Source organism: Mycolicibacterium sp. XJ870 (assembly GCF_053483975.1).
Window position 1 is genome coordinate 250,048 of record NZ_JBEFTI010000001.1, and the last position, 17,289, is coordinate 267,336.

The 17,289-nt window shown below is 63.4% G+C and carries 15 protein-coding genes; 5 read left to right on the top strand and 10 right to left on the bottom strand.

What is annotated here, in order from left to right; translation table 11 throughout:
* The first annotated feature begins 28 nt into the window (after window positions 1–28).
* Window positions 29–1,447, top strand: coding sequence for an SDR family NAD(P)-dependent oxidoreductase (locus tag ABQF30_RS01305; RefSeq protein WP_448460393.1), 1,419 nt, complete (start codon window positions 29–31; stop codon window positions 1,445–1,447).
* Window positions 1,448–1,465: 18 nt separating this feature from the next.
* Here ABQF30_RS01305 and ABQF30_RS01310 read toward each other — a convergent pair whose 3' ends face one another.
* The 8 genes from ABQF30_RS01310 to ABQF30_RS01345 all read right to left on the bottom strand — a co-directional run bounded on the left by ABQF30_RS01310 (window position 1,466) and on the right by ABQF30_RS01345 (window position 7,237).
* Window positions 1,466–1,885, bottom strand: a complete 420-nt coding sequence (locus ABQF30_RS01310; RefSeq protein ID WP_448460395.1) for a type II toxin-antitoxin system VapC family toxin — start codon at window positions 1,883–1,885, stop codon at window positions 1,466–1,468.
* Window positions 1,882–2,133: a FitA-like ribbon-helix-helix domain-containing protein gene (locus ABQF30_RS01315; RefSeq protein ID WP_448460397.1), complete on the bottom strand. Its 252-nt coding sequence runs from the start codon at window positions 2,131–2,133 to the stop codon at window positions 1,882–1,884. Before ABQF30_RS01315 ends, ABQF30_RS01310 begins: the two co-directional genes overlap by 4 nt.
* 91 nt (window positions 2,134–2,224) lie before the next feature.
* Entirely contained in the window at window positions 2,225–2,431 is a 207-nt protein-coding gene (locus tag ABQF30_RS01320; RefSeq protein WP_448460399.1) for a hypothetical protein, read from the bottom strand.
* Between the two features lie 201 nt (window positions 2,432–2,632).
* Window positions 2,633–3,913, bottom strand: a complete 1,281-nt coding sequence (locus ABQF30_RS01325) for an amino acid ABC transporter substrate-binding protein (RefSeq protein WP_448460401.1) — start codon at window positions 3,911–3,913, stop codon at window positions 2,633–2,635.
* A 16-nt stretch (window positions 3,914–3,929) separates the two neighbouring features.
* Window positions 3,930–4,643, bottom strand: coding sequence for an ABC transporter ATP-binding protein (locus tag ABQF30_RS01330; protein ID WP_448460403.1), 714 nt, complete (start codon window positions 4,641–4,643; stop codon window positions 3,930–3,932).
* A complete protein-coding gene (locus ABQF30_RS01335) occupies window positions 4,636–5,352 on the bottom strand; it encodes an ABC transporter ATP-binding protein (RefSeq protein ID WP_448460405.1) in 717 nt (238 codons plus the stop codon). Before ABQF30_RS01335 ends, ABQF30_RS01330 begins: the two co-directional genes overlap by 8 nt.
* Window positions 5,349–6,365 carry a branched-chain amino acid ABC transporter permease gene (locus tag ABQF30_RS01340; protein ID WP_448460407.1) on the bottom strand — a complete coding sequence of 339 codons (1,017 nt, stop codon included), beginning with the start codon at window positions 6,363–6,365 and terminating at the stop codon, window positions 5,349–5,351. The genes ABQF30_RS01335 and ABQF30_RS01340 overlap by 4 nt, the downstream gene beginning before the upstream one ends.
* On the bottom strand, window positions 6,362–7,237 hold the full coding sequence (locus tag ABQF30_RS01345; RefSeq protein WP_448460409.1) for a branched-chain amino acid ABC transporter permease: 876 nt from the start codon (window positions 7,235–7,237) through the stop codon (window positions 6,362–6,364). Before ABQF30_RS01345 ends, ABQF30_RS01340 begins: the two co-directional genes overlap by 4 nt.
* A 199-nt stretch (window positions 7,238–7,436) precedes the next feature.
* On the opposite strand from ABQF30_RS01345, the gene arr reads away from it, so the two are divergent.
* The 3 genes from arr to ABQF30_RS01360 all read left to right on the top strand — a co-directional run bounded on the left by arr (window position 7,437) and on the right by ABQF30_RS01360 (window position 9,669).
* Window positions 7,437–7,865 (top strand): NAD(+)--rifampin ADP-ribosyltransferase, encoded by a 429-nt coding sequence (arr, locus tag ABQF30_RS01350; RefSeq protein WP_448460411.1) that lies wholly within the window; start codon window positions 7,437–7,439, stop codon window positions 7,863–7,865.
* A 299-nt stretch (window positions 7,866–8,164) separates the two neighbouring features.
* Window positions 8,165–8,563: an HIT family protein gene (locus tag ABQF30_RS01355; protein ID WP_448460413.1), complete on the top strand. Its 399-nt coding sequence runs from the start codon at window positions 8,165–8,167 to the stop codon at window positions 8,561–8,563.
* A gap of 260 nt (window positions 8,564–8,823) precedes the next feature.
* Window positions 8,824–9,669, top strand: a complete 846-nt coding sequence (locus ABQF30_RS01360; protein ID WP_448460415.1) for a DUF3427 domain-containing protein — start codon at window positions 8,824–8,826, stop codon at window positions 9,667–9,669.
* Between the two features lie 142 nt (window positions 9,670–9,811).
* Here ABQF30_RS01360 and ABQF30_RS01365 read toward each other — a convergent pair whose 3' ends face one another.
* Both ABQF30_RS01365 and ABQF30_RS01370 read right to left on the bottom strand, forming a co-directional pair.
* A complete protein-coding gene (locus ABQF30_RS01365) occupies window positions 9,812–10,261 on the bottom strand; it encodes a hypothetical protein (protein WP_448460416.1) in 450 nt (149 codons plus the stop codon).
* 208 nt (window positions 10,262–10,469) lie between these two features.
* Window positions 10,470–11,522: a DUF262 domain-containing protein gene (locus tag ABQF30_RS01370; protein ID WP_448460418.1), complete on the bottom strand. Its 1,053-nt coding sequence runs from the start codon at window positions 11,520–11,522 to the stop codon at window positions 10,470–10,472.
* A 613-nt stretch (window positions 11,523–12,135) separates the two neighbouring features.
* Here ABQF30_RS01370 and ABQF30_RS01375 point away from each other — a divergent pair.
* Complete coding sequence (locus tag ABQF30_RS01375; protein WP_448460420.1) at window positions 12,136–17,286, top strand: DEAD/DEAH box helicase family protein; 5,151 nt, start codon at window positions 12,136–12,138, stop codon at window positions 17,284–17,286.
* Window positions 17,287–17,289 lie beyond the last annotated feature (3 nt).

The following is a 17,289-nucleotide window of genomic DNA, read 5'->3' on the forward strand; positions in this document are numbered from 1 at the left end:
TTGGGCCCAACCCCAGTACCCTTCCACGGTGACCGCGATCGACCCCGACCAGCTCAGCGCGTGCCTGCGGGTGCTCTCCGAGGTGCAGGCCCTGCCGCCCGAGCACCCCGACGCCGTTGCTGTGCGCCGGGCCACCGCGGGCCTGTTCAAGGCAGTGAAGAAAGCCCGCAGGGACGCCAAACGCGACGCGATCGCTGCTGCTGACCGCGCCGTCATCGCCGCCACCGCCACCGGTGCGCCCGGCCGGATCGACGACGAAACCCAAGGTCTGCCGCTGGTGTCCACCGCGGTCGGGGCCAGCGCAGGCACGCTGCGGCGCTCGCGGGCCTGCTACATCTGCAAGAACCACCACACCGTCGTCGACGCGTTCTACCACCAGCTTTGTCCGGAATGCGCCGCGGTCAACCGCGCCAAGCGCGACGCCCGCACCGACCTGACCGGGCGCACCGCCCTGCTCACCGGCGGGCGCGCCAAGATCGGCATGTACATCGCGCTGCGGCTGCTACGCGACGGCGCGCACACCACGATCACCACCCGGTTTCCCAACGACGCGGTGCGCCGCTTCGCCGCGATGGAGGACAGCGCCGACTGGCTGCACCGGCTGCGGGTGGTGGGGATCGACCTGCGTGACCCGGCTCAGGTGGTCGCCCTGGCCGACGAGGTGGCCGCGCAGGGGCCGCTGGACATCCTGATCAACAATGCGGCGCAGACGGTGCGCCGCCCGCCGGGCTCGTATGCCGCGCTGGTCGAGGCCGAGCGCACCCCGCCGCCGGAGTTGGTGGACGTGGTCACCTTCGACCATGTGAGTGACGCGCATCCCCATGCGCTGGCCGGCAGTCTCGGCGAGCATCCTGCGGCGCACGCTTTGACTTCGCTTGCTCTGGAAGCTCGGAGTGCGTCGCCGGAGCGGATCGCAGCCGGGATCGCCATTGACGCGGGCGGACTGCTGCCCGATACTGCGTCGGTCAACAGTTGGACCCAACGCGTGCACGAGGTCGACGCGATGGAACTCCTCGAGGTGCAGCTGTGCAACCAGACTGCGCCGTTCATTCTGGTGAGCCGGCTGCGCCCGGCGCTTGCCGCGTCGTCGGCCCGGCGCAAGTACGTGGTGAACGTGTCAGCGATGGAAGGCCAGTTCAGCCGCGGCTACAAGGGCCCCGGGCATCCTCACACCAACATGGCCAAGGCCGCGCTGAACATGCTGACCCGCACGAGCGCGGGGGAGATGCTGGAGCAGGACGGCATTCTCATGACCGCGGTGGACACCGGGTGGATCACCGACGAGCGCCCGCACCCGACCAAGCTGCGGCTGGCCGAGGAAGGCTTCCACGCACCACTGGATCTGGTGGATGGTGCTGCGCGCGTTTATGACCCGATCGTGCGAGGAGAGTTGGGTGAGGACCTCTTCGGGTGTTTCTTGAAGGATTACTCGCGTTGTAATTGGTAGGTGGGTCGTCCAGGCTTGCTAGGGCTGCCAGGGATTGATCACGGGTACGCCCGCGGCATCGAAGGCCGTGGTATCCCGAGTGGCCACGGCCATCCGGTTGGCGGCGGCTGTTGCGGCGATATAACCGTCGGCGGCAGCGATTGCCCGCCCGGCTACGCGGGCCTTGCTCATCAGATCGGCATACGCTTGAGACGCGGGTAGGTCGAACGCCAGGACTCGGTTCGCGAAAAGTGGCAGCACACGGGTTTCCAGGCTCTCGGCGAGGCTCTTTCGGCGTTTGCCGGCAGGCAACGACGCGACCCCGAAACGCAATTCGGCAACGCTTATCGCCGAAAGGTAGAGCGTTTCGAGCGGTTGATTGTTGATCCACTCGATGACGCGCGCCTCGGGTGATTTACGCAAAGGTTCGGAGATGACGTTGGTGTCGACCAAGATCATTGCAGGTCAATCGGCTGTGCGGCGGTTTTCTCGCGCTGCTCGAACACGGCCATGTCCTCATCGGAAAGCGCGGCCCCACGGCCGATCTCGGCCAATAGGGAACCGAGCTTGACGTGGCCTTCGGGCTTGACGGCCTCTTCCAGGATTGCCCGCACCTCAGCCTCGGTGCTACGGCCATGGCTGGCGGCGCGTACCCGCAGTGCTCGGTGCACCTCGTCGGGCAGGTTCCGCACAGTGAGGATTGGCATGAGTCACCCCTTTGGTTTGCATTCGATGCAGTCATTATAGGACTGTGCAGTCACCCATGCCAGGCTCGCGCGGTAAGGGGTGGCGGACAAGTCAGCGGCTGGAACCGGCGTCCGGCGGCATCAGGCGCATAGCGCCGTTTCCCCACGGCTCGATGAGCACGTTGGGTCCAAAGGTGTAGCCGTCGGCGCGCAGGTAGTCGCCACCGACCGTGACGCTCTTGACGACGGCGCCGCGTTCTTCGAACACCAGCAGGCTGCCTGATTGGTGGGAGTCGGCCGAGATGACTGGGGATCCCACGATCTTCTCGACTGCCTCGCGCCGGGTGTATTCGTTGAACAGATCCGTCTCTTCATGTATCCCCTCGTCGAAGTCGGGGTTTCGGTTCGCACCCGCGAGAAACTCAGCAACTTACCCTCCTGCCGAAGGGTATGGCGGCATTCGCGGACGAACCTGAACGGCGCGTAGGGATTACGCCACCTCCGAGCAGACGGCCGGCGTTCAGGTCAGCGGCGGCAGCGGGTAGACGATCGGCGCTTGTGCTGATTCGGGCGGCGCGATCGCCTTGATCTGCCCGCCCTGGATCTGGACTAGCATCGGGTCGAGCGCGGTGTTGTTGTGGAAGTGGTCGCCCTCGGTGGCGAATTTGATCGGCCCGTAGAAGGTCTGCAGGTCGGTCGCGGCGATCAGGTCGTTCAGCTTGACCCGGGCGTCCTCGGACAGCGACGGTGTCTCACCCAGTGTCTCGACGGCGGCCTGCAGCACCCGTCCGGCGGCGCTGCACCCGGCGGCGGTGTAGTCCGGCGGTGAGCCGTACGCATCCTCGAATGCCTTCGCGTAGTCGGCGGCCGAGCCGAACAGGTCGTCGCTGAAGGACGCGGTCGGCAACCACACCGAGATGCCCATCACGCCATCGGCTTGGCGGCCAAGGGCTTTCGCGAAGGAAGCATCGGTAATCCCGTAGTGCTCGATGATCGCCTTCGGGGTGTAGCCCGTCGCGGCCATCGCCTTCACGAAGTCGACCAGCAGGATGTCGTGGCCGCCGACCGCCACGATGTCGGGCCGTTGCGCGGCGACCACCTGGGCGACCGGCGCCAAGTCGGCGTTCGGCGGGAACAGTGAGAAGTGCACCACATTGAGCTTCGCCGCCTCGGCGCCCGCGCGGAACCCTTGGGCAGTGTCGTCGGAGAACGGCTCGTTGGCGCCGACGACCGCCGCGGTGACGGGCTTGGGATTCGCGGTGTCCACGATCGACTGGATCGAGCGGGCCGCCGTGGTGTCGACGGCGGGGATGACGCCAAAGGTGAAGGCGGGCTGCTTCCTCCAGACGTTGGGCGACTCCGCGGAGCCGGCGATGCACGGGATCCGGTACTTGGCGCAGATCGGGTCCATCGCGAGCTGCACGCCGCTGGTGTACGCGCCGAAGATGGCGTTCACGCCTTCCTCGGTGACCAGTCGGGAGGTCGCGTCGGCACCGGTGGCGGGATCGCTCTTACAGTCTTGCACGACCAAGTCGACGTTGTACTTCCTGTCGCCAATGGTCAAGCCGCCCTTGCTGTTCACCGTGTCGGCCCACAGCTGGTATCCGCGCTGCGCGATCTGGCCGCCGGTCGCGGACTCGCCGGAGAGCTCGAGCACGGCGCCGACCTTGAACGTGTCGGTCGTCCCGCCGCCGCCTGTGTCGCCGCCGCACGCGGCGAGCACGCTTGGGGCGGCCACCACACCGCCCGCGATGAGGCCGGCCCGCGTCAGAAAGATGCGGCGGTTGATGTTGTTGGACATGATGTTTCCTCTCATATCAGCGGCCCCCGAGATAGAGGTGCATAAGTTCGCGGTCGTCCGCCACGTCGGCAGGGGTGCCGTCGAACCGGTTGCGACCTCCCACAAGGACATACATCCTGTCGGCCACCCGCATCGCTTCGCGGATGTTCTGCTCGATCATGATCACGCCGACGCCGCGCTGGGCGAGTTCGGCGGCGCGTACCAGGACGTCCCCGACGAGCTTGGGGGACAGGCCCGCCGACGGCTCGTCGAACAACAGGAACCGTGGATTCAACACGAGCGCACGGGCGATCGACAGGATCATCTGCTCACCGCCCGAGAGCTGGCCCGCCGGCACGGAATATCGCTCCCGCAGTCGGGGGAACTCCTCCAGCAGCGCCTCGATCCGTTGGTCCAGCTGCTCTCGGGAGCGAATCGTGTAGCCGCCGATGCGCAGGTTCTCGCGTACCGAGAGGTGGTGGAACACGCCGCCGCCCTGGGGCATCATCGCCAGCCCGCAGCCCAATGTCTTATGCGACGGTAGGTGGGTGATGTCGTCGTCGTCGATTTTGACGCTGCCCGCCCACGGGTCGATCACTCCCACCATCGCTTTCAGCAGAGTGCTCTTCCCGCAGCCGTTGGGCCCGAAGATGCAGGTGACCTCGCCGGTGCGGGCAGTCATCGACACCTGGTGCAGGATCTGCACGCTGCCGTAGCCCGCGTCGAGGTCCTCGACGGCAATATCACTCACTCGTTGGCACCCCCAGATACGCCTCCATCACGTGCGGGTCGTGCGAGATCTCCTCAAAACTGCCCTGCGCCACGATCTTTCCGGCATCCATCACGATGATCCGGTCGCAGATGTCCTGCGCGAGCTCCATGTCGTGCTCGATCACCAGGAACGTCGTACCCGCGTCGCGCAGCGTGCGAATGGCGTCGAGCATGATCTGGCGCAGCCGCGGGTGTACACCGGCGGCGACCTCGTCGAGCAACGCAACCTTCGGCTTCTGCATCAACACCCGGCCCATCTCCACCAGGCGCTGCTGGCCGCCGGACAAGGTGTTGGCGAGGTCGTCGGCGACATGGGTGAGCTCGAGGCGCTCCAGCACCTCGTCCGCGTCGGCGCGCGCGTTGTCCCAGTCGAATTGCACCGCGGCGGTCCAGAGATTCTCCCGCACAGTCATATTCACGAACAGCGCCGGGATCTGGAAGGTGCGGCCGAGGCCGGCTCGGGCGATCTTGTAGGCCGCCAGTCGGGTGATGTGCTTGTCGAACAACGTGACCGTGCCCTTGTCGGGCTTCAGGGCACCGGTGAGCAGGTTGAACAGGGTGCTCTTGCCGCTGCCGTTGGGCCCGATGATGCCGACGATTTCGGCCTGCTCGACCTCGAACGTGACGGCGTCGACCGCGCGGATGCCGCCGAACGAGCGGGATAGGTTCTCGACCTGTAACACGGTCATCGCCCGGCCCCGGTCTTCTGGGGCAAGAGGTCGTCGCGGGCACGGCCAAGGAGTTGGCGTACCAAGCGCATTCGTCGAGCGCGGCGCGCGAGGCTCACCAGCCCGTCAGGCAGGAACAGCACTACCGCCATCACGATCGCGCCGACGACGATGATGTAGGCGGTGGTCTCGCCGTAGCTGACCCGCAGCTGCTCCTGCAGCAGGTACATCGCGGTCGCGCCGAGCGCTGGGCCCCACGCGTGCCCGAGCCCGCCGACGAGCACCATCACCACCAGCTGGTCGGTGATGAGGGTGTTCAGCACGCTCTGGGGGTTGATGAACGTGATCCAGTACGCGTTGATGCCACCCAGCACGGCGGGGATGACCGCGCTCAGCACGAACGCGCCGATCTTGACCAGGGTGGTGTTGATGCCCTGCGCGCGGGCGGCGATCTCGTTGTCGCGCACCGCCTTCACTCGGAAACCGAACCGGGAGCGTTCCAGCAGCAGATAGCAGACGGCGTAGGCGATCGCCGAGGCGGCGAGCATCGTGTAGAAGAAGAAGTTGTCGTCGGCGCGGATCGGCGTACTGAGTCCGCCGGAGCCGCCGGTGAACTCGACGACCGTGGTGAGCTCGCGGACTGCCTCGGCCAGCGCCCAGGTCGCGATGGCGAAGTACGCGCCTTTGAGTCGAAGCGCAGGCCAGCCGACCAGTGCGGCAACGGCGCCGGCGATGACGGCCGCGACGGGAAGGGTCGCCCAGAAGTTCCAATCGTGTTGGGGCTGCATCAGGATCGCCGTGGTGTAGGCGCCGATGCCGAAGAAGGCGACGTGGCCGAAGCTGATGTAGCCGGCATACCCACAGATGACGTTCCAGGACAAGGCGATTCCAGCCCACAATGCGACGCCGGTGGCCACCCGGACGTAGTACGGCGACGTCATCATCGGCAGCAGACACAGCGCCGCGACGACGAGGGCGAGCACGCCGAGGTTGAGGAATGGATTGCCGCCGGAGGCGGGCCTTTTGGTTCTCATGCCAGCCCCCGCCGCGAGATGCCTTGTGGGAACAGCAACAGCGCGACGAACAACACCCCGAAGACCACCAGCAGTGTGTAGTTGGCGCCGACGTAGGTCGTGACCAAAGACTGCAGTACGCCCAGGAACAGTCCGGCGACCAGGACCCCGACCACCGAGCCGAGCCCGGCCAACACCACGACGAAGAACGCGAACAGCGTGTAGCGCAGGCCGACTTCCGGAGTCATCGCGTAGATGGCGCCCAGCAGCGCGCCGGCCATCGCGGTGAGCCCGGTGTAGATGGCGTACACCAGGCTGCTGATCCGCTTGACGTCGATGCCCATCAACCCGGCGTTTTCTTTGCTCTGCGCGGTGGCTCGGATCGCGAGACCGGTGCGGGTGTAGAACAGGAACGCCAGGAACAGGCCGGTGGCGACCAGTGCGAAGGCGAAGCCGGCCACCCGGATCGTGGGTGCGGTGATGCCGAGCACCTCGATGTTGCCGGGAAAGAGGTTGGTGGGCACGGTGCGTGGGTTGTAACCGAACACCGTGAGCAGGCCGCCGCGGATCATCGTGGCGAGCCCGAAGGTGAACGCCAGGCCCATCAGCGCCGGCAGGGCGTACTTGCTTGTCCGGACCCGATAGATCAGGGGCGCGATGAGCCAGCCCACGACCCCGAAGACCACGAACACGGCCGGGAGCAGGGCGAACGCGTCGATCTTCAGCTTCTCGCTGGCCACGATCGCGGCGAACGCACCGATGACCACCCACATCCCGACGGCGAGGTCGACGACATCGAGAACACCGAACGACAACGAGAAACCGATGCTGATGGCCACGTACAGCCCACCGATGAGAAACCCCCCGACAAGCGCTTGCGCGAGTGCGGTCATGGAGTCCTCTCGACGGGAGGTCAGGACTCTTCGGAGCGTATCCACGGCGTGGGTGGGTTTTCAGCGGATCGATCGGAATCGCTGTGCGCCACCGGTTCTGGCGCTGTTCCCACTCTCACTATAAGGCGGGGGGTGGGGCTTGCGGCAAGGCCCCGTGTGTGCTGCACAATCGTCCGACCGTGAATGACAGGGGGATGTTGTGACGAGTACGCCGAAACCGTTTGAAGTGCACGAGTCGGGTGCGTTCCTGCACGGCACCAAGGCTGACCTTGCGGTGGGGGAACGGCTGGTGCCCGGGCGCGAGTCGAACTACGAAGCAGGACGCATCATGAACCACGTCTATGTGACCCAGACATTGGATGCCGCGGTGTGGGGAGCCGAAATGGCAACCGGCGAGGGACGGGGCCGCATCTACATTGTGGAACCCGAAGGTGCGCTGGAAGACGACCCGAACGTGACAGACAAGAAGCTTCCCGGAAACCCGACCCGCTCCTACCGGACCCGCGAGCCCGTGAAAATCGTCGGTGAGGTCACCGACTGGGTGGGGCATACGCCTGAACAACTGCAAGCAATGCGGGACACTTTGGCCGATCTTCGGAGGCGGGGATTGGACGTCATCTATGACTAGGGTGCTTGGGTTGGCGGCTCGCGCGGTCTATCGGGGCAGTTTGTGCTTGTGGAAGTCGTCAAGGTTATTGACGACCATCTGCGGCTGATGTGTACGCCTGGTCAGTGTCAGCTCCCGTTCGAATTGACACAGCCTGTCACCCCGCCGCGCTAACCTCCCCGCGTGGACGCCGGACGGTACGTATCTTTGCTCATCGAGCGACTCAATGCTGCCTGTGGTGGTCACACGGTGGACTGTCGATCGAGTATGAGGCCGGCCGGTCGGCGCACCGCCAACCCAGCACTACAGATTGGACGTTCGTGGACTCTGAGTCGCCCTTCTTCGACATTCCCCAGGCAGAGTGGATCGCGGCCAATCGATCGGCGTTTGCGATCTGGGACGGTTACCCAGTTTCGCCCGGCCATGCGCTGGTGGTGTCGCGACGGCTCATCACCAACTGGTGGGAGGCGACGCCCGGTGAGCGCGCCGACATCTTCGACTTGGTCGACATTGTGCGAGACAAGATCGCCGAAATGCATGGCCCAGATGGGTTCAATGTCGGCTTCAACGAAGGATCCGCGGCAGGCCAGACGGTCGATCACCTGCACATCCACGTGATTCCGAGGTTCGCCGGCGACGTGCCCGAACCCAGCGGCGGAATCCGCAATGTTCTCCGACGGTCACCCAATCATTCGACTGGACCGACGCCTGCATCCTGATCTTCCCGAGGGCCATGTGTCGTTCATGGCCGAGGGGATCGAGTTCGAAGCGTCGTTCGCGAAGGGAGCGGTCGCTGCGGCTACTCGCGCGGATTCGACGGGCCACGCCCTACCTGCCTTGCTGCGGGGCTGGTTTGGACCATCGGCAGGGCGCCCGGGAACATCGCATCGGGTTTCGATCGAACAGATCGACGGCATTCTGTTGATTCAGCCTGACCGGTCCGATCACGCAGAGGTGCCAATCGACTACGTACCGCTCTTTGGACTACACGGTCGCTTGCGGATCGGGAGCGCAGGCATCCTGGAGCGATCATGCGTCGACCGAGGTTCCGATCAGAAGGGTTACAGGACAGCCGCTTACGCCGTCGTCGCACTTCGTGTGCTTCGCCCATGGCGACTCCATGGATGGTGGCGCGGACCCGATTCGGCACGGCGATCCGTTACTCTTCGAATGGATCACCGGCGGGTCGGCCCGCGACTACCTGGGCCAACCCGTGCTGGTGGAGACGGCCGGGACGTCGGGTGTCGCAGGGACGTTGAAGGTGCTTCGGCGAGAAGGTGGGATCTACACACTCGAGTCCAATAACCCTGCTGTCCCGCCGATCGAGGGTCAGTCCGACATGCGGCCAGTGGCCCGGCTCGTATCCAAGCTCGGCCAGCAAGAGATCAATCCGCTTGCTTCCCGCATTGGCGAACAGTTCAAGAGCATGGACGTGCCGCCGCTCTACGGACAGGTGTACAACCCAGGCAACTGGCGTTCAGGCCATGTGTCGCTCGAGAAGCACACGATCCTCTTCGTCTCATTGCAGAAGCGCGCCGACCGCACACAGTATGTCGAGCACTTTGAGGGTCCGGATGTCTTTGTATGGAGCTCGCAGACGTCGACCAAGCCAACAGGCAAGAAGGGTAAGGAGATCCTCGAGTCGCTGTCGACTGGCAAGTCGATAGAGCTCTGGATGCGACGACGCGGCGATGATGTCGCGTTCACCTACCTTGGGCGGGTGGTGCCGCTGAGCTACTCAGGGTCTGAGCCGATGCTGGTGACCTATCGACTGCTGACGCCGCTGACGAGCGATCTTCAGTCGCAACTTGGGCTTTCGTTGTGACGCTACTGTGGAGGAAGGCAAGCACGCCCGTTCATAAGCACTGGCCCCGAATTGCCGCTCGACCAAGCCAAGTGAGCGCCGATAATTGTCAGGGTGAGCTTCGTGCACGGTGTCGGAACCGTTACTGGCGAACGTTCTCAGGTCATTGCGCTGCAGATTCTGCGATGGCGATCATGCAATCACCCCACTCGTGAAATGCTTCCACGCCTGCGTTCTTGCGCCGCAGATGATCAGACAATGTTGAGAACACGTATGCTGCATAAGATTGAACCCTAGATAGCGTTGCCGAAGATTTGTGCGCAACGAAATTTCTGCACTCGCGAACCTCCTCTATTGGGTTGTTAACTACGATCGGGTCAAGCCTCACAGTGGCCGCCCCTAAAGCTGAGATTATGACGTGGGCGTTAGGTGCGTCGAGTGTGCCAAGGATATCGACCAAATGTAATAAATTGTGCCAATTTGGCTCACCATTTATTAATGAGTAGGATTTCCCCTTCTTGTTTGCCCGAAGATGTGCAAGAGCTGCTATTTCATTTCTGGGCGCAACGGGTGTGTACACGGTGCCACTCAGGCCCATGGAATTAGTGGCCACCGAGGAGAGCGTAAGGTTGCGAAGGAATCTGTTCCAAGCGTCCCAAAGGGAAACGAGGCATCCATCTTCGAACGGGCAGTAGGGAAAGAGGTAGCGATCTACAGTTCGGGAACCACGACATGTATCGAAGATTGACCGGATCTGGTCAATCTCTGCCGTGAACTCATCGATTATGGCCACAAGTGGCTGGGGATTCACAGGTCTCTACCTATTGAGCGTACTGTCCCGCCAGCGCTCGCGTGAAGTACTCGAACCGTATTTGACGGCTTTTTGTTCGCTGGCTTGTGGAGCGAGCCGCGCGGAAAGCCGAAAACCCATCCTCTTGATCATTGGTCAGTGCCGTATTGAGCACGGCAAATGATTCCTGTATGGCGCTGTCGTGGGCTCGCGTAAGTTCTGCTGAGCTGGGAATATTCTCAAAATCGAGTCGCCCAACGGGGAGCTTGTCTTTCTTGTATAGAATTGCGGCATAGATCATCAGGAAATGAGGACGAGCGACGATGGCTTCATCTTTGAAGTCCTGAAGCAGGGTAACGGTAGAGTCGAGAGCATCGTCCACACTCGCACTGCTCGGAAGCTCTGCGTGGGCCTTACTCATGCTTTCATAGAACCGAGTAATATCGGCCTCCGCGCCGTCGCGGACGCCATTGGCCAGGATCGAGTACGCTTCAGCAATCAGCGACTGATCAACCATGCGTACCCTTTCTCTTTCGGAAATGACGCCCAACTGCCATAGGCCTCTGTGGTGTTCGACGGATTCTTTGACTAAGTTACTGAAATCGTTGTCGAAGCGGGCATTTCTCAATTCTGCTTCAGAGACTGGAACGGCATATGAATTGATTCGAACGAAAACTTCCAGAACGTCCTCATTGCTTGCATTAAGTAGCTGTTCGCAAGTGAGTTTGTACGAAAGGAACTGGTCTTTTAGATCGTTCTCCAGCTGGCTGTATTTGAGTCCTTTAAACTCCCGAGCCTTTGTTCCCAGGGTTAGTTTATCGGCACTGAAATCTATTATCGTTTTAAGCCGTTGCTGCCCATCCACCACGTCACGTTTCGTGCGTCTGGTGTCACGATCGACTTCTGTTCGAAGCAGGAGCTTTGGGATCGGATAGCCTCGGAGGATTGAATCGATCAAATAAGTTCTGGCTTGCGGTGACCATACGGATCCGCGTTGGAAGTTGGGATTCAATACGAGTTCCTCGTCATCGTGCCATTTCAGAAAATCGGCGATCGTATATACCTGAGGTGTGCTTCCCTGCATGATCTCTCCCTCTGGAACGGCGCTCCGTGAGCTATTCGACCTTGACCCGCGCTTCGCATCGTCCGTCATACATAATGGATTCACTGTCCGGCAACCATGGAATCGAATCTGGGACAACCGTTGCCGCCAGCCCTCGAACACAAACTAGCCTCTGAGGTCTGCAGCCAGATCCTATAGACGACACGAGGGCCACGACGGGCTCACCTCATACCCTTTGACGGCCAACGAGCCCAGATGGGGCGAGGCTGCAACCATGGGGGTCATCTGTCGATTGCTTCGGGAAGGCAGCGAGTAGCCGTGGCGGCGACGCTGGGCCTTGTGGTCGCACCCTACCCGCGTGGACAAGTGACAAGGAGGCTGATTGCCGCCGATCGACCACTTGTCGGACGCAAAGGCCATAATCATCGCTAATTGACGGGGGTGATGGATAGGCTCCGTCGGTTGCCGGCGGCGGTCACGTCGAGCTGGAGGGGGGCAATGCGTGCGCATCTGGTCGCTGAATCGGGATCTCATTATCCGGTTCCAGTGGGTGTACCAGCACTAGGTTGATGGCGGAGTTGGCTGACGGCGAGCGGATGCCGGTCTTGGATTGATCTAGCGGGTGGGAACAGCAATGGATATTTTCCAAGTACACAAGGACCTGATTGACGACTACAAGTCCTTCACGACCAGCGCCGTCGCGCCGCGCGACCCGAGGATCAACCAGCATGTGACCGAGGAACTGGCCGAAGGCAAGCAATGGCCCGAGCCGTGGTTGTCACTCAACCCGATGTTCGCCTCCGGAGGCTCGATCGACCAGCTCGTGGCCGAAGACCTGCTGCACCCGGAGTGCTCGAAAATCTTCCGGCCAAAGGCGCACCTCGAAGACACCGGCACTGCACCAATCACGCTGCACCGTCACCAGCGCGAAGCGATCGAAACGGCACGATCGGCCAAGAGCTACGTGCTCACCACCGGAACGGGGTCCGGCAAATCCCTGGCCTACATCATCCCGATTGTCGACCGCGTACTAAGCCAAGAGCGAACCCCTGGCGTCAAGGCGATCATTGTCTATCCGATGAACGCTCTGGCCAATAGCCAGGTGGGCGAACTCGAGAAGTTCCTCCGCTACGGCTACGGCGAGGGTCGCGAACCGGTGACGTTCGCGCGCTACACCGGCCAGGAACAAGGCGAGAGACGGGAAGCGATCCTCCGCAACCCGCCGGACATCCTGCTCACCAACTACGTGATGTTGGAGCTGATGCTCACTCGGCCGGATGAGCGCCGCAAACTCGTCGGTGCGGCGCAGGGGTTGCAGTTCCTGGTCTTGGACGAATTGCACACCTACCGCGGCCGCCAAGGCGCTGACGTGGCTATGCTGGTCCGCCGGGTTCGCGACGCCTGCCAGTCGCCCGACCTGCAATGCGTGGGCACGTCGGCCACCATGGCCAGTGCTGGCACGGAGGCAGACCAGCGCCGTGTCGTCGCCGAGGTCGCCTCCGGTCTGTTCGGGACCCAAGTGACGCCCGACCGCGTGATCGGCGAGACCCTGGACCGCGCCACCACCGGCGATCCGCAAGACGTCGACGCCCTTACCCGTGACGCCCGCCAGGGGGGTGCGCAAGGTGACTATGACACCCTGGCCGGCTCCGCGTTGGCCGCGTGGATCGAAAACAGGTTTGGACTCGACACCGAACCTGAAACAGGGCGAGTGATCCGGCGCAGTCCCGCCCGGGTGCGTGAGTCAGCCGCGCACCTGGCCGACGTCACCGGCTGCACCGTTGACGAATCCGAGCAGGCCATCCGCACAACGCTACTGGCCGGGTCGGCCGTGCAGCACCCGGCAACGCGACGGCCGTTGTTCGCGTTTCGGCTGCATCAGTTTCTGTCCAAGGGTGACACGGTCTACGTATCGGTCGAGGACGAGCCGCGCCGCCACATCACCTCGCAGTACCAGGTGACGGTTCCGGACCGGCCCGACCACCTGCTCATGCCGTTGGCCTTCTGCCGCGAATGTGGGCAGGACTACCTGGTGGTTGCCCGATCGACCGAGGGCGCCGACGTGATCTACCGCCCGCGCCGTGACCGCGACGCCAGCGGTGGCGACCAGGCCAACGGCTACCTCTACATCTCGACCGTGCACCCGTGGCCGGTCGATCCGCTGCCCGAGGGCCGCCTACCGGACTCATGGCTGCTCGACGGTGCCGTCGCCGACCGGCGTCGCCCATACCTCCCGCGCCGGGTCAGGGTCGATGTCGGGGGCACGGAGGTGACCGCCGGCAGTACCGAGGCGGCATTCGTTCCCGCGCCGTTCCGGTTCTGCCTGCGTTGCAAGGTGTCCTACGAACAGGCCCGCGGTAGCGACTTCGCCAAGCTGGCCACGCTCGACATGGAGGGCCGCAGCTCGGCGGTATCGATGCTAAGCACCTCAATTGTGCGGTCACTCAACAAGATTCCGTCCGAGGAGCTCAGCCCGGAGTCGCGCAAGCTGCTGACGTTCGTCGACAACCGTCAGGACGCCAGCCTGCAAGCCGGCCATTTCAACGACTTCGTGCAGATGACACAGCTACGCGGGGCGGTGCACCTCGCAACTCAGCAAGGCGCGCTGCGGCACGATGACGTCGCGCAGCGCGTTGTACAAACCCTCGGCATCCGGTTCGAGGATTATGCCGCCAACCCGGAGGCCGTGTACGGGGCACGCAGCGCCGCTGAGCGGGCGTTCAAGGAGTTCATCGAGTATCGGCTGTATTCCGATCTGCAGCGGGGCTGGCGGATCACCATGCCGAACCTGGAGCAGACCGGGCTGCTACGGATCAAATACGAGTCGCTGGGCGAGATCGGCGCCGACGTCGGCCTGTGGGGCTCGACCTATCCGCCACTGCGCGACGCCAGCCCGGGGCAGCGGGAAGAGTTGTGCCGCATCGTGCTTGACGAGTTCCGGCGCGAATTGGCGGTCGATGTCGACTGTCTCACCGACGACGGATTCGATCGGATCAAGCGCCAGTCAGATCAACACCTCACCGGCCTGTGGTCGGTGCCGCCCCGCGAGCCTCGGCCCCGACCCGGTGTGGTGTCCACCCAGTCCGGCGCACCGGGCCGCCCGCGCGACGAAGTGCGGTTGACCGGCCGTTCGGCCCTTGGCCGCTACATCCGCGAGGCCAGCGGGCTGCGCATGCCCGACGCCCCCTTGGACACCGGTGACTCTCAGAAGGTCATCGAAGATCTGCTCACCGTCCTCGAACGGGCCGGATTGTTGACGAAAGTCGATGTCCAAGGCATTGCCGGCCCGAACTATCGCCTCAAGGCATCCGCTGTGATCTGGACACCCGGTGACGGCACGCTGGGAGCCCCCGATCCATTGCGCAAAGGTTTCGACCCCGATCAAGGCACCCGGATCAACCCGTTCTTCCTCGATCTGTACCGCCGTATCGCGCCCGAACTTGCCGGAATGCAGGCCCGGGAACACACCGCGCAGGTCTCCACGGTTGATCGGGAAGATCGCGAAAAGGCTTTCCGCAAGGGCGAATTGAAGGTGATGTACTGTTCGCCGACGATGGAGTTGGGGGTCGACATCGCTAGCCTCAACGCAGTCGGCCTGCGCAACGTTCCACCGACTCCGGCGAATTATGCCCAACGCAGCGGCCGGGCGGGCCGCTCCGGACAACCCGCTTTGGTGACGACCTACTGCGCGACCGGTAACGCACACGACCAGTACTACTTCCGGCGGTCGGCCGACATGGTCGCGGGTTCGGTGGCCGCGCCGCGGCTGGACCTCACCAATGAAGCGCTGCTGGCGTCACACCTGCATGCGTTGTGGCTGTCGGAGACTGGGGCGAACCTGCATTCCCGGATGCCGCAGTTGCTCGACCTCGAAGCGAAAGACATGCCGCTGGCTCCGGATCTGCAACGGGTGCTGGCAGATCCCGATGCGGTCCAGCGCGCGACCGACCGCGCCGGCCAGCTAGTCGCCCCGTTAATGGACGAACTGCAGCGCACCTCGTGGTGGCATGACGCATGGGTATCCGGCGTGATCGCTGGGGCACCTGAGGGGTTCGATCGGTCCTGCGATCGGTGGCGGGATCTCTACCGCGCAGCGCTGGATGACCAGCAAGAGCAGAACCGCATTGTTTTGGACATCTCGGTGACCAAGCGGGCCCGCGATGCCGCCGAGGCCCGACGACGCGACGCCGAAGGCCAACTGCGGCTGTTGCGCAACGAGGACACCGACCGCATGTTCTCCGACTTCTACACCTACCGATACTTCGCATCGGAGGGTTTCCTACCGGGATACAGCTTCCCGAGACTGCCTCTGGCAGCATACATTCCGGGAATTCGGACTGGCGCAGGCGTCCGTGACGGTGGCGACTACCTGCAACGCCCGCGGTTCCTGGCGATCAGCGAATTCGGCCCCGGTGCCATCATCTATCACGAGGGCGCCCGCTACGAGGTCAAGCGCATCCAAGTGCCGATGACTGCGGGCGGTATCGGCACAGTCGAGCTGCAAGATGCCTACCGGTGCGAGTCGTGCGGCTATCACCACGTTCGCCGGCCCGGTCTCGATGTGTGCGAGCATTGCGGTGATGCGCTGGGAACACCGCAGTACGGGCTCATGCGCATGCAGACGGTGTTTGCCCAACGGCGAGAACGAATCTCCAGCGACGAGGAAGAGCGGCGCCGGGCTGGATTCGAGCTGCGCACGTCGTACCGGTTCAGCCAACACGGGCCGCGGACAGGACGCTGCGACGCAGTTGTGACGGTCAGCGAGAGTGGTGAAACCCGCGATGTGGCGACCTTGAGCTACGGCGACACCGCCACCGTGCGCGTGACCAATGTCGGCCGGCGGCGCCGCAAACGACCCAATGAACTCGGGTACTACCTGGACACCGTCAAAGGAAACTGGCTCAGCGAGAGCGCCGCCGAGGACGCGACGCCCGAGGACGGGTCGTTAGAGGATGCTGCCGATGTGCCGACGAAGCAGAAGGTGATTCCGTACGTCGAGGACACCCGCAACATCATGGTGTTTCGGCTGAACGATGCTATTCCCGACGAGGTCTCGACCACCTTGCGCTATGCCCTGGAACGAGGAATCGAAGCTGCGTTCCAACTGGAAGACTCCGAGCTGGCCAGCGAGGCCTTGCCGGACAACGAGGGCCGGGGCCGGATGCTGTTGACCGAATCGGCCGAGGGCGGCGCCGGGGTGCTGCGCCGCCTGTACGCCGAACCTGACGCATTGGCCCGGGCGGCGCGCCAAGCGCTCGACATCGCCCATTTTGCACCTGATGGAACCGACCGCGGTCGCGCCGAAGGTGCGCGTGAGCGCTGCGAAAAGGCGTGTTACGACTGCTTGTTGTCGTACGGGAATCAGGGTGACCACGCCGACATTGACCGGCATGTGGCGCGAGACCTGCTGGTGGCGTTGGCTTCTGCCGTTACCTCGCCAGTAACCCAGGAGAAGCCGCGCGCCGATAGAGCCGATGAGATTCGCCTGCAGTGTGAATCAGAGTTGGAACGTGATTTTGTTGAGTTGCTGATCAAGCATGAGCTCGCACTTCCAGATGGAGTCCGTCAACTCGTAGGGTCTGCAAAGATTCGCCCCGATTTCGTATTTCACGGTGAGGGCGCCGGGTTGGCAGTCTTCGTCGAACAGGCGGCACCGCGCGATGCGGCCGACGTCGAGGATCAATTGATCGACGCCGGGTGGTCGGTGCTGCGGTTGCATCCTGGCGAGGACTGGCTCGCGAAGGTGCGCGAGCACGCGTACGCATTTGGTGAAGGAAGGGTGTGACAC

Coding starts and splice junctions, on each gene's coding strand:
- ABQF30_RS01310 (WP_448460395.1), bottom strand. CDS start 1,885: ATGATCTTGGTCGACACCAACGTCATCTCCGAACCTTTGCGTAAATCA.
- ABQF30_RS01315 (WP_448460397.1), bottom strand. CDS start 2,133: ATGCCAATCCTCACTGTGCGGAACCTGCCCGACGAGGTGCACCGAGCA.
- ABQF30_RS01325 (WP_448460401.1), bottom strand. CDS start 3,913: ATGTCCAACAACATCAACCGCCGCATCTTTCTGACGCGGGCCGGCCTC.
- ABQF30_RS01335 (WP_448460405.1), bottom strand. CDS start 5,352: ATGACCGTGTTACAGGTCGAGAACCTATCCCGCTCGTTCGGCGGCATC.
- ABQF30_RS01340 (WP_448460407.1), bottom strand. CDS start 6,365: ATGAGAACCAAAAGGCCCGCCTCCGGCGGCAATCCATTCCTCAACCTC.
- ABQF30_RS01345 (WP_448460409.1), bottom strand. CDS start 7,237: ATGACCGCACTCGCGCAAGCGCTTGTCGGGGGGTTTCTCATCGGTGGG.
- ABQF30_RS01370 (WP_448460418.1), bottom strand. CDS start 11,522: ATGCAGGGAAGCACACCTCAGGTATATACGATCGCCGATTTTCTGAAA.
- ABQF30_RS01375 (WP_448460420.1), top strand. CDS start 12,136: ATGGATATTTTCCAAGTACACAAGGACCTGATTGACGACTACAAGTCC.